At 55.0% G+C, this 25,550-nt stretch carries 18 protein-coding genes and 2 pseudogenes; 14 read left to right on the top strand and 6 right to left on the bottom strand.

Annotated features, from left to right (window positions below):
- The first annotated feature begins 165 nt into the window (after nt 1-165).
- The 10 genes and pseudogenes from qatA (at nt 166) to tnpC (ending at nt 14,207) form a co-directional block, all read left to right on the top strand.
- Nucleotides 166-2,115, top strand: a complete 1,950-nt coding sequence (gene qatA / locus ACODS3_RS06945; RefSeq protein WP_489033863.1) for a Qat anti-phage system ATPase QatA — start codon at nt 166-168, stop codon at nt 2,113-2,115.
- A gap of 8 nt (nt 2,116-2,123) precedes the next feature.
- Nucleotides 2,124-2,987, top strand: a complete 864-nt coding sequence (gene qatB / locus ACODS3_RS06940) for a Qat anti-phage system associated protein QatB (protein ID WP_489033862.1) — start codon at nt 2,124-2,126, stop codon at nt 2,985-2,987.
- On the top strand, nt 2,984-4,360 hold the full coding sequence (gene qatC, locus ACODS3_RS06935) for a Qat anti-phage system QueC-like protein QatC (protein ID WP_057423130.1): 1,377 nt from the start codon (nt 2,984-2,986) through the stop codon (nt 4,358-4,360). Before qatB ends, qatC begins: the two co-directional genes overlap by 4 nt.
- Nucleotides 4,357-5,124 (top strand): Qat anti-phage system TatD family nuclease QatD, encoded by a 768-nt coding sequence (qatD, locus tag ACODS3_RS06930; RefSeq protein ID WP_489033861.1) that lies wholly within the window; start codon nt 4,357-4,359, stop codon nt 5,122-5,124. The genes qatC and qatD overlap by 4 nt, the downstream gene beginning before the upstream one ends.
- A 128-nt stretch (nt 5,125-5,252) precedes the next feature.
- Nucleotides 5,253-6,425: a hypothetical protein gene (locus ACODS3_RS06925; protein ID WP_489033860.1), complete on the top strand. Its 1,173-nt coding sequence runs from the start codon at nt 5,253-5,255 to the stop codon at nt 6,423-6,425.
- A gap of 772 nt (nt 6,426-7,197) precedes the next feature.
- Complete coding sequence (locus ACODS3_RS06920) at nt 7,198-8,259, top strand: DNA-binding protein (protein ID WP_489033859.1); 1,062 nt, start codon at nt 7,198-7,200, stop codon at nt 8,257-8,259.
- Between the two features lie 308 nt (nt 8,260-8,567).
- A complete protein-coding gene (locus ACODS3_RS06915; protein ID WP_489033858.1) occupies nt 8,568-9,215 on the top strand; it encodes an HAD family hydrolase in 648 nt (215 codons plus the stop codon).
- Between the two features lie 101 nt (nt 9,216-9,316).
- Complete coding sequence (locus ACODS3_RS06910) at nt 9,317-11,467, top strand: AAA family ATPase (protein WP_489033857.1); 2,151 nt, start codon at nt 9,317-9,319, stop codon at nt 11,465-11,467.
- A gap of 547 nt (nt 11,468-12,014) precedes the next feature.
- Nucleotides 12,015-12,647, top strand: coding sequence for an IS66 family insertion sequence element accessory protein TnpB (gene tnpB, locus ACODS3_RS06905; RefSeq protein WP_489033856.1), 633 nt, complete (start codon nt 12,015-12,017; stop codon nt 12,645-12,647).
- A 34-nt stretch (nt 12,648-12,681) separates the two neighbouring features.
- Nucleotides 12,682-14,207 (top strand): annotated as a pseudogene (gene tnpC / locus ACODS3_RS06900) (IS66 family transposase).
- Nucleotides 14,208-14,447: 240 nt separating this feature from the next.
- Here tnpC and ACODS3_RS06895 read toward each other — a convergent pair.
- Entirely contained in the window at nt 14,448-15,074 is a 627-nt protein-coding gene (locus tag ACODS3_RS06895) for a hypothetical protein (protein WP_489033855.1), read from the bottom strand.
- 79 nt (nt 15,075-15,153) lie between these two features.
- Here ACODS3_RS06895 and ACODS3_RS06890 point away from each other — a divergent pair, with 79 nt between their 5' ends.
- Nucleotides 15,154-15,348 (top strand): hypothetical protein, encoded by a 195-nt coding sequence (locus ACODS3_RS06890; RefSeq protein ID WP_489033854.1) that lies wholly within the window; start codon nt 15,154-15,156, stop codon nt 15,346-15,348.
- A gap of 128 nt (nt 15,349-15,476) precedes the next feature.
- Here the strand turns inward: ACODS3_RS06890 and ACODS3_RS06885 are convergent, their stop codons facing one another.
- Nucleotides 15,477-15,779, bottom strand: a complete 303-nt coding sequence (locus tag ACODS3_RS06885) for a DUF7693 family protein (protein ID WP_489033853.1) — start codon at nt 15,777-15,779, stop codon at nt 15,477-15,479.
- A 114-nt stretch (nt 15,780-15,893) separates the two neighbouring features.
- Between ACODS3_RS06885 and nfsA the strand changes: the two genes are divergently transcribed.
- A complete protein-coding gene (gene nfsA / locus ACODS3_RS06880; protein ID WP_489033852.1) occupies nt 15,894-16,715 on the top strand; it encodes an oxygen-insensitive NADPH nitroreductase in 822 nt (273 codons plus the stop codon).
- Nucleotides 16,716-17,195: 480 nt separating this feature from the next.
- Nucleotides 17,196-18,035: a hypothetical protein gene (locus ACODS3_RS06875; RefSeq protein ID WP_489033851.1), complete on the top strand. Its 840-nt coding sequence runs from the start codon at nt 17,196-17,198 to the stop codon at nt 18,033-18,035.
- A gap of 701 nt (nt 18,036-18,736) precedes the next feature.
- Here the strand turns inward: ACODS3_RS06875 and ACODS3_RS06870 are convergent.
- Nucleotides 18,737-19,414, bottom strand: coding sequence for a hypothetical protein (locus tag ACODS3_RS06870; RefSeq protein ID WP_489033850.1), 678 nt, complete (start codon nt 19,412-19,414; stop codon nt 18,737-18,739).
- 5 nt (nt 19,415-19,419) lie between these two features.
- Here ACODS3_RS06870 and ACODS3_RS06865 point away from each other — a divergent pair.
- A pseudogene (locus ACODS3_RS06865) lies at nt 19,420-19,554 on the top strand (SDR family oxidoreductase); the annotation flags it as partial.
- Nucleotides 19,555-19,623: 69 nt separating this feature from the next.
- On the opposite strand, the gene ACODS3_RS06860 reads toward ACODS3_RS06865, so the two are convergent.
- The 3 genes from ACODS3_RS06860 to ACODS3_RS06850 form a co-directional block, all read right to left on the bottom strand.
- Nucleotides 19,624-20,760: an efflux RND transporter periplasmic adaptor subunit gene (locus tag ACODS3_RS06860; RefSeq protein WP_489033849.1), complete on the bottom strand. Its 1,137-nt coding sequence runs from the start codon at nt 20,758-20,760 to the stop codon at nt 19,624-19,626.
- A 1-nt stretch (nt 20,761) separates the two neighbouring features.
- Nucleotides 20,762-23,944, bottom strand: a complete 3,183-nt coding sequence (locus ACODS3_RS06855) for an efflux RND transporter permease subunit (protein WP_489033929.1) — start codon at nt 23,942-23,944, stop codon at nt 20,762-20,764.
- 341 nt (nt 23,945-24,285) lie between these two features.
- Entirely contained in the window at nt 24,286-25,467 is a 1,182-nt protein-coding gene (locus tag ACODS3_RS06850; protein WP_489033848.1) for an MFS transporter, read from the bottom strand.
- Between the last annotated feature and the right edge of the window lie 83 nt (nt 25,468-25,550).

Here is a 25,550-nt window from a genome sequence, read left to right as displayed (position 1 = left end):
CGGATCTTGGCCTACTCGCTGCAAATCTTGAATCTTGAATCTTGAATCTTGAATCTTGAATCTTGAATCTTGAATCTTAGAACGTGATCTAGTGGATGGAGGCCGCTGTTTTGAGCTGGGTCATGCTATCGAGTGATATCTAAAGCTAGAAAGGGAGTTCTTCGCATGTTCCTGAATGACCAGGAGACAGCTACCGACCTGCTGTATTACACGCCCATTGCCAAAACAGTGGAGCGCTTGCTCCGCGAATCGCGAGGAGCTCCGGTCACCATTGGCGTGCACGGGGACTGGGGGGCCGGTAAATCCAGCGTTCTAAGGATGACCGAGCAACTTCTTAAAGCTGATAAGCGAGTCTGCTGCATATGGTTCAACGGATGGACATTCGAAGGCTTTGAGGATGCGAAAACCGTCGTTATCCAGACCATCGTTGATGAACTGCGGCGTGCTCGCCCGGACTCAGCTAAGGTGGCCGACGCAGCGAAGAAGGTCTTGCGTCGCGTTGATTGGTTCAAGCTGGCCAAGCAAGCTGGTGGATTAGGGCTCACCGCGCTCACTGGCATTCCTAGCATTGACCAACTTAAGGGCGCGGTGGAGTCAATCACTGCGTTTGTGCAAAATCCAGGCGATCATTTGAGTATTGAGGGGCTCAAGGGCCTAGCTGAGAAGGCCGGCGGCTTCATCAACGATGCTGAGAAGGAGTCTGAGCAGCTTCCCGAGCACATGCACAAATTCCGGGTCGAGTTTGAGGAGCTGCTGACGGCTGCAGACGTTGACCAGTTGGTGGTCATCGTTGATGACCTTGACCGCTGCTTACCCAAGACAGCCATTGCCACACTGGAGGCCATTCGGCTCTTCCTCTTCGTCAATCGGACAGCGTTCGTGGTGGGTGCTGACGAGGCCATGATCGAGTATGCGGTGCGCGAGCACTTCCCAGACCTTCCACAAGGTGCGGGGCCAGTGACCTATGCACGTAACTACCTCGAGAAGCTAATCCAGGTACCGTTCCGGATCCCAGCGCTTGGACTGGCAGAGACCCGTAGCTACATCACGCTGCTTCAGCTCGAAAGCTTCGTCAGGACGGATGACGATCGATTCAAAAAACTTTTGCACACCGCCCAGCAGGACATGCTTAGGCCGTGGAAGAGCACGGGCCTAGATCGCAAAGCTGTGGCTGGCGCTTTCGGCAGCCCGCTTCCCGACTTTGCCCAAGAGGCGTTGGACACCAGTGCCTTGCTGGCGCGGATTCTAAGCGAGGGCACCCGAGGCAATCCGCGACAGATCAAACGTTTCCTCAACTCCATGATGTTGCGTTACGCCGTTGCCGATGCGCGAGGTTTTGCAGAGGACATCCGTCGGCCGATACTTGCGAAAATCATGCTGGCTGAGCGTTTTAATCCTGACTTTTATGAGCAACTGGCCAGGATCGCGAGTGTGGAGGCGGACGGTACAGTACCCGCCATAGCCGAGCTAGAAAAACGGGCGAACAAGTCTAAAGCGGCCGCCTCAGAGCCGGAGGAGGGGAAAAGCTCTGCGAAGCTCAAGGCTGTGGCCCGCTCCGGCGATGTGAACGATTGGGAAAAGAGCGACTGGATCAGCAATTGGGCGGCGATCGAACCTACGCTCACTGGCGTTGATCTGCGCCCCTACATCTTCGTGACCCGCGACAAGCGTAGTTCCCTAATGGGGCAGGTCGCAGTGGGGCATCTCGAGGCGCTTGTCGACAAGCTGATGGGCCCGCCATTGCAGATCCGGCAGGCGGCCACGAAGAAAGAGATCTTGGGATTGGCTGAGGTTGATGCCGAAACGGTTTTCGACGCACTTCGAGATCAAATAATCCAGGCGGACAGTTTTGCGGATCAACCCAAGGGCGTGCCGGGCCTGATTGAACTCGTCAAGCAGCGTCCTGCGTTACAGAAGCGCTTAGTCGAGTTCATCCGATCGCTGCCCACGCCGAAGCTGGGAATGTGGGCTCCCGCCCCATGGCATGAGTGCCTTAAAGACACTGCTGCTATCCATGGCCTTGAGGGGATTTTGAGAGGCTGGAGTCAGCAAGTCGAGAACGAAACGCTTCAGAAGGCAGCCAAGCGCGTACTTGAATTCAGCGGGAAATCATAAGGATTCATATGGGTACCTCCAAAGGATATGGAGGCCCAAGCTCTGGCTTGGTGCCCTCCTGGATTGATGATGTATCGCAACCAGCAGCTCCGTCGGCCCAACCAAGTGGGCCAGGCCAATCTAATCCGTCTCAGCCTGGTTCTACGCCTTCACAGCCAGCCTCATCTCCGTTGGCGGCGGTCAACAACGACGGCACTGGCTCACTTAGGGGCGCTCGCAACAGCTTCACGCGATTCGCCCGCACTGGAAGCCCCAGCGATTTGGGGAATGCCTTGTCTTCCTATGTACGCAAGGGCGTGGGTGGATCAGCGAGAGGTGCGCGCCGCATGGGCACATCTCGCGATACCGCAGGGAAGCTGCTCACCATCTTCGGAGGCGTTCAGCGCAACGGGGCTGCGGAAACTCTGCGACGGTTGCAGCTTACGGTTGCCCCAGGGCAACCGGCCTCCCAGGTGCTGCTCGCGCTGCTTGAGTTCATCTGCCCCCCTGGCGGAGCGATAGACGAAGGCGTTGCTCGCCAAGCCGCGCTCAATACTATTGCCGAGTTGGACGATGCGGGCAGCGGCAGCTTTGAAGACATGACTGATTCTGATCGCCAGAACTTCTTCCTAGACTTCGTCGCGAACTCAATTGAGAGCATGATCATGGCGGACTTGGGGGGCAGGGGCATAACCATGCCGGATGATGTGGAGGCAGTCGAACGGATTCAATCCCAGCTGAGTTCCTTCATCACGGGCTGTACACGGGGTCAGCTCGCCAACCGGTTGGAGCATTGGCCGGCGCCCACAGACCAGGAGGTCAATCAAGTCACCTCTGCGATCTATGAGGCAGCGTTCGACCTTATTGCGTCTGCAGCGGAGAGTCTGGAATGAGACGTCACAGCGTTATCTGCCGACTTGGCAAAACGGATGACCAGGATTTAGTGCTGCTCGAGGCAGGGAGCGTCGCCACCAATATCCAGTTTATCGACGGGGATGGGCTACTGAGGTATGGGATTGGTCAAGCGATTGAACAGTTGGCCGATCTCGGCCTGAGTCCAGGAGAGACTGCGGTTGATCTTGCACTTCTGGCAGCAACCCTTACCGCGGCAGACACCAGAATCTCGCGGGATACCGAATCTGAGAACGCCTGGACGAGGGAGATTGACTTGTATGTACCCGTTGCAAATCCTGCAGCATGGGCAGACGCCTCCGACATGCTGGCCTCGACCCTGAAATTCCTCACCGGGGATCGATGGCGCCTTGTCTTCCGAGAGCGGCCCCTTGGGGTCGATGAACTATCTCCCGCACCGGAGAGCTTGAGGACGGATGAGTCTGACAGCGTTTGTCTGTTCTCGGGTGGTATGGACAGCTTCATCGGGGCGATCAACCTTCTCGGGGCTGGCAGCAAACCCTTGCTTGTGAGTCACTATTGGGACACCAACAGCACCAGCACCTATCAGAACGATTGCCGGGCGGCGTTGCAGGAGAGGTTTTCACAGACCTCGATCAACCATGTCCAGGCACGCGTGGGATTCCCGAACGATCTGGTGGAAGGAGGGGGCAGCGAAGATACACTTCGCGCGCGGTCGTTTCTGTTCTTTGCACTGGCAGCAATGGCCGCAGAGGCTATTGGCGACTCGATAACCATCCATGTGCCTGAAAATGGCCTGATTTCCCTGAACGTCCCCTTGGATCCTCGTCGTTTGGGTGCATGCAGCACGCGCACGACCCACCCTTACTACATGGCGCGGGTGAACGAGCTCTTTGCGCGTCTGGGGCTGAGCACAAAGCTCTTCAATATGTTCAGCCATCTCACCAAAGGTCAGATGGCTGAGCAATGCCTAGATCAGGCATTCCTCGCCGATCACGTGCATCTCACAATGTCGTGCTCTTCACCAGGAAAAGCGAGGTACCATCCCGACCCATCAAATAGATCACCTAAGCACTGTGGGTTCTGCGTCCCCTGCATCATAAGGCGCGCAGCGATACATCGCGGTTGTGGGCCAGATCAGACCCGCTATGTCATACCGGACTTGCATGCTCAGGCACTGGACACTAATAGGGCCGACGGCGAACATGTGCGCTCCTTCCAGCTCGCAATCGCTCGACTAAAACGCGCACCGCACCGAGCCAAATTCTCAATCCATGAGCCCGGGCCTTTGATCGACCATCCTCAGAGCCTTCACGCCTTTGAACAGGTCTATCGGGATGGGCTGCTGGAGGTCGATGACTATCTTGAGGGTGTAATAGCCATACCACTATGAAACCGCCTAAAAGCTCGATCCCAAAATGGGTGGATTTCCACTGCCATCTTGACCTTTACCCCGATCACGAGCGTCTCATCTTGGAGTGCGATCAGGCAGAGGTGGCCACATTGGCCGTGACAACGACGCCTAAAGCATGGCGGCGCAATCGCGAGCTTGCGGCGTCGGCTCGGCATGTTCGGGTGGCTCTGGGCCTGCACCCCCAGTTGGTGGCAGAGCGCGAGTCGGAACTGCCCCTTTGGGAGCATTTGCTTGAGGAGACCCGATACGTTGGAGAAGTGGGGCTCGATGCTGGGCCCCAGTTTTATCCAAGCTTCGACGCCCAAGAGAGGGTATTCAAGAGGGTGCTTGAGGCGTGTTCAGAGCAAGGCGGAAAGATCCTTACTGTCCACAGCGTTCGCAGCGTAAGCAAGGTTCTCTCCCATATCGAGCGCCTGCTCCCTATCGACAGGGGGACTGTAGTGCTTCACTGGTTCACCGGCTCTGCTAGTGAAGCTAAGAAGGCTTTGGAGCTTGGCTGCTATTTCTCGATCAACTCTCAGATGTTGGCCTCCGCCAAGCATCGCAAGCTTGTCGCGTCGCTGCCTAGTGATCGGCTTTTGACCGAGACTGATGGCCCGTTCGTGCAAAGTGGGGGGCTGCCTACCAGGCCGGCCATCGATATTCCCAAAACGGTACAGGCGTTGGCGCTGCTACGAGAGCAATCGAAAGAGGAAGCGGCTGCCCAGATCATCAGCAACTTGCGTGAGTTAGTACGTACTTAGAGCGTCGGTTGGGTTGCGTTATGGCCAGCCATGCGAATTTTGGGTTCAAGCAAAGCTAACTGCAGTTTCATGCGCACGATTTAGTTTTCACAAATACTTATACGCTAATTATTGAAATGGATGGCGGAATGTCCAGAAGGGATTTGTACAACGCAGTATATGATCGGTTGACAATTTTTTTCCCTGAGCAGCCTTGGATTAAGGCTATAGAAAAATATGGCAACAATCCTCCTGCCCATACACTTGGAGAGAGTTTTATCTCATATGGCCTGTTTATTTTTCACACAAAGGGTTTTGATAGTTGCGATGAGTACGACCGCAATGCGCTAGCGGAAGCATTTTTTTATACTCAGAAAATCCTAGAGTTGTATAATCGCATTGAGGCAAGTAAGAAAGCTCACTACAAGGCCAGATTTAAAGCTGCCTTTGAGGCTTCTAATGACATGCGCGCATTGGCGTTTGAAACCTTTGTATATTTTACGCTTGTTCATTACGGTTGGAATGTAGATTGCAAAGATGACAGAGATGCGGGAGAGACATATGACTACCTGGCTTGCCGAGATGAAAATCGAGCAGAAGTTGAATGCAAATCCTTTTCTTATGATAAAGGGCTAGTTATAAGTTCTGGGGAGGCTCAAAAGCTAGCAAGTGGAATATTGAACAACCTCACAGCCACTTACGAGCAAAGCAAAAAACAACTCAGCATCGTCACCATAAAAGTGATCGAAAAGCTACCGCAAAATCCTGTGATGCTTGCTAAAGTATGCACTGAGATCTGTGAGCACATATCATCTGGCCAAAATATTCAACGTGAAAAATACTCCGTGACTACTGAAGTACATTTTGATGTCCCGGATATTCCAAACGGCGCACCAAGTATTATTCCTGTTAAGTCCTCGGATATGGAATTACTGTGCATGATGCCTCAGACCACCGGCGATGATAGTGTAACGTGCTTACGAATTACCACAATCAGCACGAATGCCTCCTGGCGGGAGCTTGAAAAAACCTGTAAGGATGCCGCAAAAAAGCAATTAACCAAGGTAAATCCAGGGGTGATAGTTGTTCATGTTTCCAACTTAGACACAATATCCGCGATGCTGATGGATGGCCGGCTAAGATTGAAGATTAATAATATCTTCAATCAGTCCCACCTCGTTGAAATAATTTTGGCTTCCAACTCTGGTGTGTACGAGCAGGATAAATACCCCTATTTGGAACTGCGTCCTTATATACGCAGCTTTACCAATAATAGATCTGAGTTTGAATGGAAAACCAAGCTCTTTTCTTCTAAAGAATAACTGTGTTATCTAGGGAGTGTGCCGACGCATTGGTTCGGCGGAAGCAGTTAAGCGCTGAATATGGTCATCCTGCGCTTTATTCTATTTCATCATTGGACGCCTCCTGTAATGTCATCTTCATCTCTTCCAACGCATGAGCCAAAGGGAAGTCCTCACTCGCATCCCCGCTAGTGAGGGCAAACGCTTGGTGGTGACGGAGCAGGGTGGGCTCTTCAGAAAACTGCAGGTACCGCTACTCTTGCCTTAGTCGGTTATCCAGTCAGCGCTCAAGTGGCAGGCAAGACAGTCGTGCAGGTTTGCGGTTGTGCAGGGAATAGATCCAAGCCCCGGCTACCGCCGCAGCACGCTGGCGCGAGATTTTTCGCCGCACAGCATGTTTAGGTGTAACGAACTACCCACCGTTCACGATTAGCGAAAGTCTGGCACGTCACCCGCTTAGTCTAAAAGCAACGAACAGTGCCATTCCAGTGAGCAGGTAGCCTCCCCACATCACTTCGAAGTGCTCGATCGCAGCTCGATAGCTTTTGCGGGTGTTCTCACGTGTACCTGCCTTTAGGTACTGGTGATGCTTGCCCATCACGTTCGCCTTCAGAATCTGCGTGATCCCAGCATTCCACGCTTTTAGCGGCACCTAAAGGCCTTTTCGACTGTGAAGAAGCTATAAGACATTATTATAGCTTTCTAGGATGAGCATGATAGAGAACCCAGATTTGTGATAACATGCTACGTAAATACATGACACGTAATACACCACGAAATCGTAGGAGGTCTCATGGCGCGCGGCGGCATAAACAAGGCAGTTGTACAAAAAGCTCGGCAGTCGTTGCTCGCCAAGGGCATGTACCCGAGCATTGACGCTGTACGCGTTGAGCTTGGAAATACGGGTTCAAAAACCACTATTTCCCGCTATTTGAAGGAGATCGAGTCCTTTGACCCGCGCCCGCCGTCGTCCCGGGAGCGAATGGGAGAAGAGCTTTCAGCGATGGTTGGAAGCCTTCTGGATCGGCTGATGGAGGAGGGGGACGAGTCGATCGAACAGGCTCGATCAGCTTTCGATTTACAGCGCGTGGGGCTTGAGGCGCAGATCGCTGGCCTGCAATCTGAGTTGACCGCTGCACGTCGGCAGCTGGACGCTCAGCAAGCAGCTATTGAAGCTCAAACAGCTGACCTTCAAACAACCCAGTCTTCGCTTCAGGCCGAGCTGACGCGCAACGCTGGGATCAGCCAGCGCTGTACTGACCTTGAAGCCCTGGTCGGTGACAGGGATAAACAGATCCAGTCCCTCGAGGAGAAGCATGTTCATGCGCGTGGCGCCCTGGAGCATTACCGGGAGTCCGTGAAGGAACAGCGCGATCAAGATCAACGACGCCATGAATCCCAACTGCATGAGTCTCAGGTGGAACAGCGCAAGCTCCAGGAGACCCTGGTGCTGAAACAGGATGACCTGACGCGCCTGAACCGTGACAACGAGCGGTTGCTGGGAGAGTCCCGTCAGCAGGTCAAGACGCTCCACGCACATGAGGCCCGCATTCAGGGTCTGACGGGAGAGATTCAAGGTTTGAAGTTGGCCGAAGCGAAATACGCCGGCGTCAACGAGCAGCTTCAGGAGCAGATAGCTGCACTTAGGCAGGACGCAAAGGCTCTCAATGAGGCCGCAGCCAAAAGTAGCGAGCGCGAATTAGAGGTAAGGCTGCTGCTTACGTCTGCTCAGGCTGAAAATCAGCAACTGCGGCGCGATTTGACCATTGCGGAAGAACGTAGGGAGATCGATGGGGCAGCCGCTTCTACACCTCCAAGACCAAGCAACAGGCCCTCAAAGACACCGAGGAAGTGAGCATGAATGTATACCCGTCGAATCTCAAAAGTGCCGAAGCCATTACGCTGAAGCACGCCCATCAGCAACTAGCAGGCATTCTATCGAATGGTAAATTTCCGTCAGTGCTCATGTCCTGTGCAAGCCGTATTAAAGCGGGGGGGCAATGGCAAGCCTGCATTGAGCTTGGCGCGTATAAGGTTGAGTAGGGTGCTCAAGTCCTACTGAGTGCCCCACTCGACAAATCCTGTGGGGACGGTATGGTCATATGCCAGCCCACGGTAACTGCTTCCAACGGTTTGGCCCGTGCGAACTCATTAGGTAAACCCATGATTTCAGCTGTTGTCTTTGACGCCTTTGGCACCCTGGTCGACCTGCGAAAGAAGCATCATCCTTTCAGGCAATTACTCAAAGAAGGGATCGTCGGTGGCCGCCGAGCCAGCCCGGAGGATGTGCGGATGCTGATGAGCAACCCATGGTCGCTGAAGGATGCTGCGGATCAACTGGGTATCCGCGTATTGCCCACTCGCCTGCAAGCACTACAGGACGATCTGGATCGCGAAGTCGCCTCGATCACTGCGTTCGAGGATGGCATTGAGGCGGTTGCTTTGTTGCGCGCAGAGGGCGTGCGAGTAGGCATATGCTCCAACCTTTGCGAGCTCTATGGGGCTGCGGTGCTCCAAGCGTTTCCTGATCTCGATGGCTACGCCTTTAGCTATCAGGTCGGTGCGGTGAAACCGGACGCAATGATCTACCAGTCCATCTGCAATGCATTGCAGGTGAAGCCTGGGCACCTGTTCGGCGATCAGCATGACCAGATCGCGATGGTGGGCGATTCGCTGAAGTGCGATCAAGATGGGCCCAGGGCAGTGGGGATGCTGGGGTTTCATTTGGATAGGTCGGGCAGGGGAGCCGTGCGGGATTTGGCTCAATTTGCGCAGCTAATTATCGAATCCAGGGCTAGGAACAGCGCGTGAAGGGGACAAATGAGCTGGGCCACATTTGACTGGTGGCACTGTGCAACCAACCAGCCTGGAATTACACTCCGGTGGTATGCATCCCCCGCTAAGGAAAGCCCGTGATAAACAGAATTTCACTTCGTAACGTGTCTAGTTATTCCCCCACCTCCGTGGTGAGCGTTGGGCCCCTGAAGCGGGTCAGCGTCTTTTACGGTCAGAACGGTACCGGCAAAACAACGATCGGTAACTATCTACAAGCGCCGGCGGATACGAAGTTCAGTGAGTGCCAGCTCGAACCGGTCAAAGAGCGGGAAATCCTCGTTTACAACCACAGCTTCATGGAGAAAAATTTCCACGAGGAAGCCTCTCAACCAGGTGTATTCACACTGAACGAGGGAAATATTGAAGCGGAGAAAGCCATAGCTGACGCCGAAGCTGCTATCAACTTACTTACCGGTACCCTCGATGCTCACATGATGGCAGGCAAAGAGGCTAAGGCAGCTCAGGAGCTAGCCAAAGATACGCTTAAAGACAGTATCTGGAAGCACAAGACTCCTTTTGACAACAGCCCACTCGCCTACTGCTTCAATCGCCTTAATACTAAGGATCGAGTGCTTGAAGCAGTCGCACAGGTGGCATTGGCACCCACGACGGATACGCCCGAGGATCTACGTGCAGAGGCCGCAGTCCTTCACGGAGCAAGTGATACCGTGCTCCCGCCTATACCTGCGATAAAATTTACAGGCGTTGAAATTGAAGCAGACCCGATCTTAGTAGAGGTAATTTCAGGTAGCGGAGATTCCTACCTTTCGGCTCTGATACAGGAATTTGGTAACTCAGATTGGGTGAAACACGCACTCAAATTTGAGTCACATGCGAAAGACCAGTGCCCCCTGTGCCAGCAGTCGCTACCTCATGACTTTTACGGAGAAGTGCGCAAGGTCTTTGACGTGACCTATGAGAAACGCCTGGCTGCATTGAACGCACTACAGCAGAGGTACCAAGGTGCTGTCGAACAGCTTCTCCGCCAGTGCAATGGGGCAGCCTATGAAATAGAGGCGATCCAAATCCATGCCGTAAATCTGCGGGCGCTTCTGCAAAGGAACCTTCAAATCTTAGCGACGAAGGTTTCTAACCCTACAACTGCCGTATCTCTGGACTCTAGCGCAGCCCTGCTCAAGTCTTTGAATGACTCTATTGCCGTTGAGCAGCATAAGGTTGATGAGTTCAACGCCAAGGTCAAGAACAAGCAAACACACCTGGATAGCATCAAAGACCGTTTTTGGGTTTGGCTAAGAAATGCTTGCGAACCCCAGTTAGCGGCGTTCGAGACAGAAGACCAGCAGCTATCGAAAAAAAGGCAGCAGGCCAAGGACGGCGTCGTGCAAATGAGGGCTGAGATCGCCGTTCAGCGAAATTTAATTGCCGCATCGCGCGCCGCGACCACGAACGTAGATCAGTCCGTGGAAAGCATTAACCAATGGCTCAAGATCCTTGGGTTGAAAGGGTTCGAGTTGGTCAAGGAGGAGGGCGCGGTTCCCCGATACCGCCTTCAGCGTGAGGCGGTGAACGATGGCGTGTTCAGGACACTGAGTGAAGGGGAAAAAACCCTGATTTCATTCCTGTACTTCCTGGAGGTGTGTAACGGTGAGCTGAATGCCCAAGGAGGTACGCTGAAAGGTGAGCGCATTATTGTTATTGACGACCCTATTTCGAGCCTGTCACATAACTACGTCTACGACATTGCTTCCTTGATTCGCCGCCAGGTGCTTCACCCGAGGACTCGTTTCAAGCAAGTAGTCATCCTGACCCACAATTTGTTCTTCTTCCATGAGATGCACAAGCTGTTAAAAGAGGACAAGGAAGACTCTCTGGCCCTTTTCCGCATTACCAAGGCCGACTACAGCACCGTGGTGCCTATGGGTGAAAACGAAATCCAGAATGATTACCAAGCCTGCTGGCACACACTCAAGGACGCCTTGAATGGCTCAGCTTCAGCCAGCGTCATTCCCAACGTCATGCGTAACATCCTTGAGCATTACTTCACCTTCGTACATCAGAAGGAGAGCTTGCGCAGGGCATTAATGGAGCTCAGTGACGAGAACCCACAGTTCCGGGCCCTCTATAGGTATGTAAACCGAGAGTCCCATGCCGACTCCATCAATTTAACGGACTTCGGCGAAATTGATCCACACGCGTTCATACAACGGTTCAGAGAGGTTTTCGTAAAAACCAATTTTGAGGCCCATTTCGACAAAATGATGGCCTGACAGCGATACGTGTTTACCCAAGGGACTGGCCCTAGCTATCGCGCGCTGATAGCATAAGGCCTGCAGCTACCACCTAGGACTCTCCATCCTGCCTGTCATGCATAAGCGCGCTTTGCATATGTCGTGTAAAGGCTGTCAGCGGCCCGCTGAGATCAGATGGAGAAAACGCCATGAATGATGGAAAAGTTGTCCTGGTTCGCCAGTATGACCGGTTCCGGCTTGGGCAATGGGAGACCGTGTGCCAGCACATGCGCTCCCTTCCGCGCCGGTAATTGAACGTCTCCCTACGTGGTAGCTGCACCTCTCACAGCCCCCCCCGCCAAGCTGCATATCTCACGCCGTAAGTCTCCCTTCCCAGCCTCTGACGATGCCTCGGCATCATGGTTCTGCTCAAAGATGCTACGGCTGTGGCGCGAGTTTTCGCTATGAGACCTTTAGCAGCTTTTCGTAAGGGGCCGGTGAACACACCTACCGAACCCCAGCATTAAGGGCGATGTTGTCCGCCTATTTTTAAGCGGACGCGATCACCCTAATCGCCAGGATTTCCATGCGCCAACGAAGCTCTTATCCGAAGCCCTTCAAAGCCCAGGTCGTTCAGGAATGCCTGCAACCTGGAGCCTCAGTTTCCAGCGTCGCCATCAGCCATGGCATCAACGCCAACGTTATCCGCAAGTGGCTGCCGCTATACCGCGACAAGGCGGTCGCTCCACTTCCGGCATTCGTACCATTGCACCCCATGCCCAAGCGGCACGCTGATGAGGCGGTGGTTTGGCCAAACCATCACGGTCAAATGGCCCATCTCCGACCCGGAAGGCTGCGCCCGCTTTATCCGCTGCCTTTCCCAATGATCCGCATCGACGCCATCTGGCTCGCCACCGAGCCTATGGACATGCGCGCCGGTACCGAAACTGCCCTTGCCCGTGTGATCGCCGTGTTCGGTGCGGCGAAGCCGCACTGCGCTTATCTATTCGCCAACCGCCGCGCCAATCGGATGAAAGTCCTGGTGCACGACGGCGTGGGTATCTGGCTGGCTGCGCGCCGCCTGAACCAAGGTAAATTCCATTGGCCTGGCATGCATCGAGGCCACGAAGTTGAACTCGACGCCGAACAACTTCAAGCGCTGGTGCTTGGCCTGCCTTGGCAACGGGTGGGTGCTAACGGCGTAATTACGTTGCTCTGAATCGGGTCTGGGCTGCTTTGGTAAAATCCACGGCATGACTTCCACGCCCAATCTCGACCAAATGCCCCCTGATCAACTGCGCGCACTCGCTGCGCAGTTGCTGTCGAAGGTCGACACCATGGGCCGCAAGATCCATCGTGACGAGACGATCATCGAGCAGCTCTCTCACGAGATCGCCATTCTCAAACGCCACAAGTTTGCCAAGCGCAGTGAGCAGATCAGCCCGGCGCAAGGCAGCTTGCTGGATGACTTGCTCAACACCGGCCTCGAAGCCATCGACGCGGAGTTGAAAGCACTTCGTCCCGCTCCCGCACCGGACGAGCCACGCCAACAACCCAAGCGTGCAGCGTTGCCACCGCAGTTTCCTCGTACCGTCATTCATCACGAGCCTGAGAACACCGAGTGCTCCTTGGCTGCCAACTTCAACGCATCGGCGAAGACGTCAGCGAGAAGCTGGATTACACGCCGGGCGTGTTTACGGTTGAGCAGCATGTACGTGGCAAGTGGGCCTGCCGTCAGTGCGAAACACTGATCCAGGCACCTGTACCTGCACAGGTGATCGACAAGGGCATCCCCACCGCCGGCTTGTTGGCTCACGTGATGGTGGCCAAGTTCGCCGATCACCTTCCGCTATACCGGCAGGAAAAGATCTTCGGTCGTGCCGGCCTGGCGATTCCGCGCTCGACACTGGCTCAATGGGTGGGCCAAACCGGCGTACAACTGCAACCACTGGTAGATGCACTGCGCGAAGCCGTGCTTGCCCAGCAGGTCGTCCATGCGGATGAAACACCGGTGCAGATGCTGGCACCGGGCGAAAAGAAAACACATCGAGCATACGTCTGGGCCTACTGCACCACACCGTTCTCGGCACTGAAGGCGGTGGTCTACGACTTCAGTCCCAGCCGTGCGGGCGAACATCCGCGTAACTTCCTGGGCACTTGGAACGGCAAGCTGGTGTGCGATGACTTCGCAGGCTACAAAGCCGGCTTCGAGCAGGGCATCACCGAAATCGGCTGCATGGCCCATGCCCGGCGCAAGTTTTTCGATCTGCATGTGGCGAACAAAAGCCAGTTGGCCGAACAGGCGCTGCACTCTATCGGTGGCTTGTACGAAGTCGAACGGCAGGCCAAGGACATGAGCGATGAAGATCGCTGGCGATTACGCCAGGAAATGGCGGTGCCCATTGCTGAAAAGTTGCATGAGTGGATGCTGGCTCAGCGCGCACTTGTGCCCGAAGGGTCGGCCACGGCCAAGGCGTTGGATTACAGCCTGAAACGCTGGGTCTCGCTGACGCGCTACTTGGCTCACGGTGCCGTGCCCATCGACAACAACGCCGTGGAGAACCAGATCAGGCCATGGGCGCTTGGTAGGTCGAACTGGCTCTTTGCTGGATCGCTGCGCAGCGGTAAACGGGCGGCGGCGATCATGAGCCTGATCCAGTCGGCGCGCATGAACGGGCATGATCCGTACGCGTATCTCAAAGATGTGCTGATGCGGTTGCCGACGCAGAGGGCGAGTCAGATCGAGCAACTGCTGCCGCATCAGTGGATACCGGGCTGACCTGCGCAAGGCTTATTCCCCGTACGCTTACCGCTTACGTACAGTGAAGTCTACAAGAGCTTAAGATCCCACGTTCGTGACGAAATTAAAAATGGCCAGGGTGAGTTTTTGGTTCGGTACGCACAGCGAATGAGACCTGAAGCAATCCCATTCTGAATTGCCATTCGTCAGAGTTGCCCTTGTCGGGTGCCAAGGGCTGAAATAGTTGGAAAGGTCTAGGTGTGCCCAGATTTTTCGCCGTTACTCATCCAGTCGAAGCCCGGCAACACCACAGGGAGATACGTCGCTTTTATGCGTTTTCCATCCCATCGTGTATTGCCCACCCTGAGAGAACGATTTGTATTTCAGAATTTCGGCCTCGATTTGGACGGTGTCTGGGTCTGTTTCAGGTGTTTCAGTGATAATTAACGAGTCTGAATGTGGGGGTGGGTTTTTCCAAAATCGACTATCGCGTTCAAACGAGAGAATCGCACCATAGATGGGGGCGCCAGTAATGAGATAGTCGTTCAGATGGCCTTCCATCAGTTCATGGCTGTGGTGCGTGAGCCTGACTGCGTTTCGGGAGTAGCCAGAGAGGGGATTCTGCGAATTTATCTGCGTGACAACGACAGAACCTATATTTGAAGAGATTATTAGCGCTGGGAGCTCAGAGATGTTGAAGGTTGTTCCTTGTACGCGCTTTGTTTCTGCATAGGCTTTTGCGGACTTGAGTGTCGTATGCATGCAGCCGGGAGAGTATCTGGCGATCCAAGTCGAGTGCCATGCGTTTCTCCCGGTATGAACGTAAAATGCGGTGATTTCCTTGAGTCCGGTGATGCTCTCACCGACATAACGCCTGGCATTACTAAGCTTAGAAAGCTGGGTCATGGCTCTAACTCTGATAGTCCTTTAAGTCAGCCAGCGCTGGCATCGATGGCTAGCTGACGTTATCACGACTCAAAGCTATGTGAAAAATGCCCCGATCTCGTTTGGGTCAGCGAAGCCATTTTGTCCCGGCTTTGAGCTTTATCCGGGCGTGGACGATTACGTCCTTTGCTTTCAAAACGTCGGCGAAGCTGGCAGTGGGAAGCTTGGCGGCGGTCTTGAGTTTTTCGAGCATTTTGGTGGAGATTTTGATTGCCGTTGGGTGGTGGTTGCCTGAGCTGTAGAAACGGTGCCAGACGTGACGGCCTGCGTGCTCGCCAGAGATAATTTCGCTGACCTGCGCAAGGCGTAGTCCCCGTACGCTTACCCTAATACTGGAGTTCGGTAGGTGTGTTCACCGGGCGCTTACAGCTTTTCCAACTCCGCGTGCTCCCATGTGCTCAACAGCTCAACCGGATCAGTACCAAACTGCTGCGATGAGTCGAAGGTGTACGCACGGCCGTCCGGGCAATAGCAGCTGTCGCAGTAATCCAGCGTCTCGCGATCGTTGTAGAACGTGATGACCCAGCCATCGGTTTCAACGGTCATCATGCCGCTGTACATTTCAGTCCATGACTTCTCACCCAAGCGGCGCATCGTGCGAACGCCTAAGGCGATGTCGCGGAGCACTTGGTAGGCCTCGCGGGCAGTAAGCGGTTTTGCTGACAATCGAAACGTGCCTTTGTGGGACTGTGTCGGCCCCATGGTATATGAAACTTCGCACGGGAAGCGTGTCGCACTGCCGGCGATTTGGTAGCCTCGGGCTCTATTTGGAGATCTCGAATGACAGTCAACGCACAATCAAAACTGGCTTCCCGCTACGGCGCCGCGGACATCTCGCCTCTCATGCCCTGGAACGAGACGATCGATCAGTTGCTCGACCATCGCAGCGTTCGTGCTTTCACAGATCAGCCACTGCCTGACGGCACCATCGAGACCCTGGTCGCTGCGGCGCAATCAGCGTCGACCTCGTCAAACTTGCAGGTCTGGAGCGTTGTCGCTGTCCAAGAGGACGATCGGAAGGCACGTCTGTCGGCACTGGCAGGAAATCAGGCCTACATCCGGCAGGCGCCTCTGTTTTTTGTATGGCTTGCCGACCTGTCTAGGGTCACCCGCGTTGCTGAGCAACAGGGTATAGAGCTCGAAGCGGTGCCTTACTTGGAGAGCTTGTTGCTTGGTACGATCGACGCAGCCTTGGCCGCCCAGAACGCCGTGGTCGCTCTGGAATCTCTAGGACTTGGCAGCGTGTACATTGGCGCCATCCGCAACGACATTGAAGGCGTGGCCAAGGAGCTTGGTCTGCCTGCGCAGGTTTATCCGGTTTTCGGACTCTGCGTAGGGTATCCATCTACCGAGCGACCAGCGCAGGTAAAACCACGGCTGCCCCAAGCCGCAGTGCTTCACCACGAGACCTACTCGGCAGCGGCAGATGTGGAAGCGGTAGCTGAATACGATGAGCGCCTGGGTGCGTTTTACCAGCGTGAGGGAATGAAGGCCTCTGGGTGGTCGGAGCAGGTGGTAAATCGGCTTCGTAGTGTCTCGAACCTGCACGGGCGGGAAGAGCTGGTTGAGGAGCTGAAGCGGATGGGGTTTGGACTGCGCTGATCGGCCAAGCGTCGTACTTTCGGACGTGCATGGCTCGCTGTAGAGAATGTTATTAGTGCGGGTACTTGAGCGCATAGGGGGCTAGGGCCGCCGCAGCCCGTTTGCGTGCGGCGGCTCCTTCGAGCGTTAGGCTGGCGGGCGGTCAGGCCTCTCGAGTTTGAAAATCAACTGGGGCCGGGCAGGGCTGCCGACAAAAGCACATATGTTGAACTCAGCGGGATCGTCGTAGGCGCTAGCGCTAGAAACCCATTGCGTGGCTTCCTCATCAAAACCTGGGCTAAAGAAATTATGGTCTACAACTTCGTAGTCGCCTTTTCTGGACTTTACGGCGCGGAAGGTGAATGTTGTGTGGCCATCTTATGCATCCTTCTTATTGTTGTTTTTGTCGTTTTTATTCTTATCAGCATATGAAGGGAGTAAGGACTATTACTAGTTCTAAATTGCTAGGATGTAGTGCTCTTTGTGCTCGTGTAGAACGTGGTGTGCGTTTCGGAAGCCACCCTCAATGATCTCAGGACGGCGTTCAACACCGGCGATGATTTTTGGAATCGTCAAAAAGAGGGGTCACGCAGGTCATACATTTACGAAGAAATTGTGGAAAAGCTAGCTCCTGTTCTCAAACATTCTGGTGACCGTGGGGGTCATTATCTCAGCGGGTTTAGTGAAGCCGAGCGAGATTATCTAGCGACACTGCAAGCATACATTCGGGACTTGCCTCTGGGGATGCCAGAAGACTTCAAGGCAATGCGGGAATCGATGGATCGGGGCGAGCTATACCGCATGATCCACCATTATCAAATAATGCTGGCGCAAAACCTCAGCGCAACCGAGTGGCAATCGTTCCTGAGCCATAACATCGATTTGGTCGTCAAATGCTTGCAGCATCCGGACTGCGGCGTGCTGGATCCGCCGCTGGGTGCGCAACCCAAATCAGCTGTCGGGAGCCCAATCATTTACGGGCATGAAGCGTTGGTGCTGACTGTGAGGTCGCCTCATGCGACGCTCATGATACGTGACAGCTTAGGTCGTATTGGTGATTCTGGCCTACAAGGTTCTGGGGAGCCGCCAGGAAGGTTGAAACCCCATCCCGAGTTGGCATCTGCGATAGAGGAAGGTCGAAAGCTGCGGCCTGATATTCCGGGACAGATCCAAAAACCGCGGTGCGTCGTGGTTGCCGGGCTCATGCCGGCGAACGCGGATGAAGCGGCTGCCTACATAGGTTACCGAGAAGCGGCTAGGCAATACAACGGGATCCATTTGGTGGACTTCGGCACGCTGCTGAACGGGTTTCGCTTGCTTGCCTCGGCAATAGAGACTTGAGGGATCGCTGCCGGGAGAGCCCGCTGGGTTGAAAATCTCACCAAACTTCCGACCGGAAGTACTAATTTGATAATCCTTACCGGAAGATAAATTGATGCTAAGGCATGCGGTTTTGAAGAGAAACGAAGGCTACGGCATACGATTTGAAGGAAGTTTGGTGCTACGGCATGTGACTTTGAAGGAATCCTGATGCTAAAGCATGAGTTTTTGAAGTAAAACTCAGGTCTGGGCATACATGCAACTTGAGCCCTCACGCGGGGATCGCAAGCATCAGCCATGGACTATACTTTTTACGAGTATCGTCGGCTGTATGGTTGCGTAGACGTGTAGGCCAACGAGATTTCACGCTTTCTCTCATCCAAATGGATAGATCTGCGAGGTTTGGAAGTAAATGCAACCTAGAGCGTGCAGAGAGGGAAAAGCTGTCGGAGATTTGAAGGAATCGGTGTTTAAGGCGTACATCGTCCAGATTCGGCGCTTGAGAGGGAATCTAGGGCTATTGTTACTTCAGAGCACTGCCACCTCATTCAAGGAATCGTCATGAACACTATGGACATGGCCCGTTGAGAGAGTAGACGTCAATTACGAATTCGTCGAATCAGTGCCTTAGGAGGCTCATGAACATTTCTAACATGGCATCTGGTTTAACATAATACACATTATGCGTACCTAAGAATTACACGCCCAGGGCAAAGGCGTGATCATTTCAGCACGTTGCGACCGCCACGACTGGTGTCACCAACAACCGTGACACGAACACCGTGAACATGATCGGTATCAGATACCGGCTTCTGGTCAACGGCTGCGAGCCCTCGCCGCAGACCGCCAGCCGGATTTTCCTTACGAGAAGACAAACCACCTTGAGACTGGGCATATGCGGGCATCTGCTTAGTGTCGTCAAAATAACCGTTTTGAACTACTGAAATACAGAAATCGAAAGATGTGGACATTCGTGTGGCCTGCTGGCTGTAACACTGACAGACGGTATCCTCACCATTGTTTACTCCGACACTAAGGCCTCTAGACTTTGCAGAAAGCAACATACGAACATCCGTAGATGCCATACATGTAGGTCGCGGAAAATCGCGAGGCTTATTAACGTCATCAAAACGAGGAGCAGACTGCTCTACATCGGTAATGCGAGGTTTGTACTGACCGACATAATCATCAACTGTCTGAACCTTATTGGGTTGAGGCAAGGAAGACCCAGCGTGAGCAGTAGGAACTGACGACTTTGACTGAACCGAAGGAGAGTGAGTACTAGAGGCGGTAGCAACTATTGATTCGCCCTCCTCCTTTTTTGACTTGATGAAGTAATAAGTGGAGGCAGCAAAGGCAAGAACAATAAAAAGAACAAACACCAAAGAAAGAACAATCAACTTGTGGTACGCCGGATGAAGTGGGTGCCGTAGCCGCTCTGCTGATGGGACAGGATGGTGGTTTCATCACCGGCAGCGACTTCCTCATGGACGGCGGTGTCACTTCGTCCTATTGGTTCGGCGACCTGGCACCTGAATGATCCCGTCACGGCTGCTCGCAGTAGCAGCCGTTGATTTCCGAGCAATGCTATCGAATACAAGCCGGCAGGCTACTGCGATGCAGTAGCCACGCGAACTACATCACCATTGGCGATGCCGTCAGGAGGGCTATTGATCACACGATCACCCTCCTCTACGCCATCGGTCATCTCCACCACATGGCCCAGATCACGCGCGATGGTCACTGTACGCAAGCGGGCCCGGCTCTGGTCGTCAAGCAAAGCGATCTGTACGCCGCTGCGTCCAACGATCAACGCACTGGGAGGCAGGCCGATGGCTTGTGTATCCGCCGCCCCCTCGAATTGAACATTCACAAAGCCTCCCGGCATCAATCGCCCCTCGGAATTGTCGACCGTGAGCTGTACCCGCATTGCCCCGGTACCGGCATCAATGGCACGAGCCAACGACTGAACGGTAGCCTCGAATGTCTCTCCGGAATGCTCAGGCACACTCAACAATGCTTTGGTACCGCTGCGAATGGACGCTACCTGGCGTTGAGGGACGCTCACGTAAATGCGCAGACGTCGCACGTCCGACACAACAAACAGCTCACGGTCTGTACTTGAGCCGACGTTGATCAAGGCACCTACATCAGTATTTCGCGAGGTGACGACGCCATCGAATGGCGCAGTGAGCCTGCGGTATTGCTGCATCGTCTGAAAGCGCTCGACATTGGCCTGCAAAGCCATCATCGCAGCGTGCTTGGCGGCATGATCGGCAATGCGCTCCTCTACCTCCTGGCGCGCCACCGAACCGCTGGACAACAGCGACTGCCAGCGTCGGGCAGTCGTCTCGGCAAGTGCAACCTCGCTACGCGCACGGACCAACTCGGCACGTGCCTGCTGCAGTTCCTGGTCAAGGTCAGGTGTATCGATCTCGGCTAATACTTGCCCGCTTTTGACCGACTCGCCGATATCATGCGACCAGCCTTTGAGGTAACCGCTGACACGCGCATGGATTGGCGCACGCGCCCAGGCCTCAATACGGCCCGGCAGCACCAGCACGTTCCCCGAGAGCAGGATCGGAGAAATTAGCCCGACGGTACGTATGTTCTGCACCTCGGCGCTCTCACTCAACTCTTCTGCGCGGGACCACCTTGTCAGCAAGCCAATGACTACGATCGCCACCGCTGCCGCCATAAGGATAATCGCGGGCAGGTACCGGCGTCTGGAAGAAACATTAATCATCTCAGGAAACTCCAAGGGCCGGTTGCGGCGTAGACTCGGGACGGCGGGAAGGCCGACCATGTACCAGGCTGAACAGCACCGGCACGAACATAAGGGTGGCAACGGTGGCGAACAACAACCCGCCAATCACTGCACGGCCAAGCGGCGCGTTCTGCTCTGCGCCCTCTCCCACGCCCAATGCCATGGGAAGCATGCCTATGATCATTGCCAGAGCAGTCATCAGAACCGGCCGAAAGCGCACGAACCCGGCCTCCAGCGCGGCAGCACTAGCATCGCCCAGCTCAGCCAGCCGCTCACGGGCGAAACTCGTCACCAACACACTGTTGGCGGTTGCAACCCCCATGCACATGATCGCCCCGGTGAGTGCTGGCACTGACAACGTGGTATCGGTTGCAAACAACATCCAGACAATGCCGGCCAATGCGGCTGACAACGCCGACACGATCACGGCGGGGTCCAGCCAGGACTGGAAATTCACAACGATCAGCAGATAGATCAGCACGATCGCACCCAGGAGGCCGAAAAACAGCCCGGAGAACGCGCGCTCCATGGTTTCCACCTGCCCCATCAAATGCACGGTGGTCCCTCGTGGCACGTCGCCTGCTGTTTGCGCCATTACCTTGCGGATATCGGCAGCTACTGCGGCCAGATCACGTCCTTGGGTAGCAGCATGGATTTGCACCATAGGCTGGATGTTGTACTGGCTAACCAGGGCGTTGGCGCTGCCACGAGTGAAACGCGCAACACCTCCCAGCGTGGTATCACTGCTGACCGTGCCATTGCCCACCGGCAGATTGGACAAGGCAGCCAGCGAATCAAGCTCGCGCTGCGGCGTCTGGATCACGATGGGGTAACTCACGCCGTTGGCCGGGTTCAACCAGAAATTCGGCGCAACCTGGCTGCTGCCTGCCAAGTTTGTCACCAGGCTGTTGGTGACATCCCGCGTTGTCAGCCCTAACAGTTGAGCCTGGGTACGATCCAGCGTCACATCGAACTTCGGCGCCTGGTTCGATTGCTGTATACGTGCGTCAACCACCCCCGGGATGCTGCGGATGCTCTTTAGCAGGTTCTGGGCATAACCGAAGTTGGCGTCGAGATTCGACCCGCGTACCTGGATGTCGATCGGGGCCGGTGCGCCGAAGTTCAGGATCTGGCTGACGATGTCGGCTGGCGGGAAAGAAAAGGTCGCGTCCGGAAACTGCTCCGGCAATACTTTGCGCAACTCTTTTACATACTCGGCAGTCGGACGGCTTCCATCGCGCAATGCAATCTGGAAATCGCCGTCCTGCGAGCCCATTACCCCGGTGTTGTTGTAGGTCAGATTGATGTTGCTTGGAGGCAGGCCGATGTTGTCCACCAGGGTCTCTATCTGCTCGGAAGGAATTACCCGACGTATCGCTCGCTCGATCTCGGCGAAACGCGATGCGGTCTCTTCTACGCGGGTGCCTACCGGCAGGCGCACGTGCATCAGAACCTGCCCCGAGTCCACCGAAGGGAAGAAATTGGCGCCGAGAAACGGCACCAGCGAAAAGGACATGCCTGTCACCGCAACAAAACCGATCAGGAACCGTTTTCGACTCGCCAATGCGCGCTGCAGCAGGCTGCGGTACCCATCACGGAAACGCTCGAAACGTACTTCAAAACCCTGCTGGAATCGCACCAGAGGATTGTTGGAGCGTGAAGTGGCATGCGTATGAGGTGAGTGCGGTTTAAGCAGGTACTTGGCCATGGTCGGCACCAGGGTGCGCGAAAGAATGAACGAACAGACCATGGCAAAGATCACCGACAACGCCATTGGCACGAAGAGAAAGCGCGAAACGCCTTCGAGAAAGAACATCGGTACAAAGGCAATGCAGATGCAGAGCAGGGAAACAAAGGCAGGGGTTACGATCTGCCGAGCCCCGTCGATGATGGCGGGCTCTACATCCTTGCCCTGCTCAAGATGCCAGTTGACGTTCTCGATGGTCACAGTGGCATCATCGACCAGAATACCGATGGCCAATGCCAGCCCTCCGAGGGTCATCAGGTTCATGGTCTGCCCCAGCGCCGCCAGGGCCATGATCGAGCCGAGGATGGACAAGGGAATGGAGACGGCGATGATGATCGTAGAGCGCCAACTGCCAAGAAACAGCAGGATCATCAAGCTGGTCATTGCCGCAGCGATCACACCCTCCAGAGCGACACCCCGGATGGCTGCCCGAACAAACACCGACTGATCGTTGATTGGCACAACCCGCAGCGCCTCGGGCAAGGCGCCACGCATATTGTCGAGCATGTCTCGAATACCATCCACAATGGCCAGCGTAGAGGCCGAACCACTCTTGAGTACGGTCATCAGTACCGAACGGTTGCCGTCGACATGCACGATGTTGGTCTGGGGTGCATTGCCATCGCGTACATCGGCAACATCGTGCAGATAGATCGTGGCACCATCGACAACCTTGACTGGCAGCCCGCCGATTTCGTCTATGGCCGAAGGCGCACTGTTGAGTTGCAGTGTGTACTCGCGATCATCGATTTTTTGTGTGCCGATGGGTGTCAGTACATTGTGCGCGGCCAGTGCTGCCGATACATCTTGCGAAGATAATCCTCGGGCTTGAAGCGCCTCGGGCTTGAGGTCAATTTGCACCTGACGCTGAACGCCTCCGTAGGGCAACGGAATGACGGCACCCGGAACGGTAATCAGCGGAGTGCGCACGGTATTCATGCCAAGATCGAACAGGTTCTGCTCTGACATGCCCTCGCCTGACAACGCCAGTTGCACAATTGGCACGGTAGCGGCGTTGTAATTGAGAATCACGGGAGGCTGGATACCGGCGGGCATCTGTCGAAGCGCCACCTGCGACGCTGCGGTGATCTGAGCGTTGGCAGTTGCCACGTCGACACCTGGCTGGAAAAAGATCTTGACGATACCCACGCCGGGATAGGTGCTGGCCTCAATCCGCTCGATGTTATTGACCGAGGCGCTGAGGATGCGCTGGAACGGCGAGGTAATGCGGCCTGCCATTTCATCTGGCGGCAGGCCTGTGTACTGCCAGGCCGTAGCAATCACCGGGATACGGATCTCAGGGAAGATATCGGTCGGCGTACGCAGCATCGTCAGAATGCCGCCGATCATAATCAACAACGCCATAACGACGAAGGTATAAGGCCGCCGCAGGGCGACAAGGACAACATTCATCAACATGGTGCGACTCCAATACGCTGGATCATCCTGGAACTCCGTGTGAAACAGATATTGAGATCACCGGCCCCGCCAAGGCAGACGGACGCCTGCCAGGTAGCCGCGACAAAACTTCGGCTATTCAAGACCTTGCGATGACAGGTTTGATCGGAGAGATATCGCTAGCTTGTGGGACCGCCATTGCAGCGACCCAAATTACAGATAATGATCGTTCACGATTAGATGGCGTAATCCGCATAGTGCCATGAGGTCAGCTCATCAATAACTTTCCGATATAGACAACGGATGAGGGCACCAGCCTGAAACGGGTACTGCCGGTCAAGCAGGAACAGGTTTTTCAATCACGCGCACGACCTGGCTGCCATGGATCGACTTACCAGCGGCCGCACCATGCTAATCAACCCTAAAAACGCCAGCCCCGCTCCGACCCACAACGGTCCACGCAGGCCATACCCGGCATTGATCGCCTCTCCGCCCGCCCAGCTACCCAAAGCGAGGCCCGCGGTGATGACTGATGTGTGAAGCGTATTAACCAGTGCGCCCGGTTCGGCGGCTTTCATCACTCGTGCTGCCATGGCCGGGTTCAGTGCGACACCTGTTAAACCGATAGTGATGAAGCACACCACATTCAACCACTGATGCTCACCAGCCAGAGCGAAGCCGCTCAATGCCAGGACCAACAGAGCAAGCCCCCAGCCCAATGCAGGGAAAGTATGGCGATCGGCGATGCGTCCGACGACCATGTTGCCTGCCAGGTTGGCCACGCCATAAAGCGCCAGCAGAGGCGCTATGTAGCTGGGAAGTACACCGACTTCCTTGATCAGAATCGGCGTGATGTAACTGAACGCCGCGAAGGTCGATCCAATGATCAGGCCGCTGGTGAGGTAAGCCCCCCAAAGGCTGAGGTTATTGAGATCGCCCAATTGCTGGCGTAACGCTGGTTGTTTGTCTGTGCCGCCATGAGGCAGTCTGGTGGTGACCAGGAATGTACACACCAACGATAACGCCACAATCAGCCATGAACTCACACGCCATCCAAAAGCATGCTCAATCACATTGGTCATCGGCACGCCTGCTACAGGCGAAAGCATGAGCCCGGCCAGAACAACTGAGACCGCCCGCCCCCTGGCTTCAGGCTGCACAAGCCCGGCGCAGATTGTCATGCATAACCCGATGCATGCGGCGCTGGCCACGCCCATGATGACTCTGGCCACCAACAGGGTCTCGTAGCTTTGCGCAGCAGATGCCAGTGCTCCGGCTGCAACGTACAGGGTCAGTAGCCCGATGAGCGCATGCTTGTTGCCGATGTTGCGGGAAATCAGAAGCACCATGACCGGTGGCCCGCCCAGCGCCATGCCCAGTGCATAAAAGGCGATCAGGTTACCGACTTGGGCAAGGCTCACCGAGAATGAGTCTGCCAGCGCCGGCATCATCCCGGCCACCATGAACTCTGCGGTGACAAGTGTGAAGATCGTCAAACCCAGCAGGTAGACGGTAGGCGGCAGTTTAGAGCGGTTGGTCATGGCAATCTCAAAGCAAGACAAAGCGCGCTACCCTAAGCAGATATGACCGTTCGGTCAAATATCCGGGCTCGGTTATCGATGCG

This window comes from Pseudomonas sp. FG43, assembly GCF_057809175.1.
Note: the sequence above shows the minus strand (reverse complement) of the source record. Positions and strands in the feature narration are given on the sequence as shown.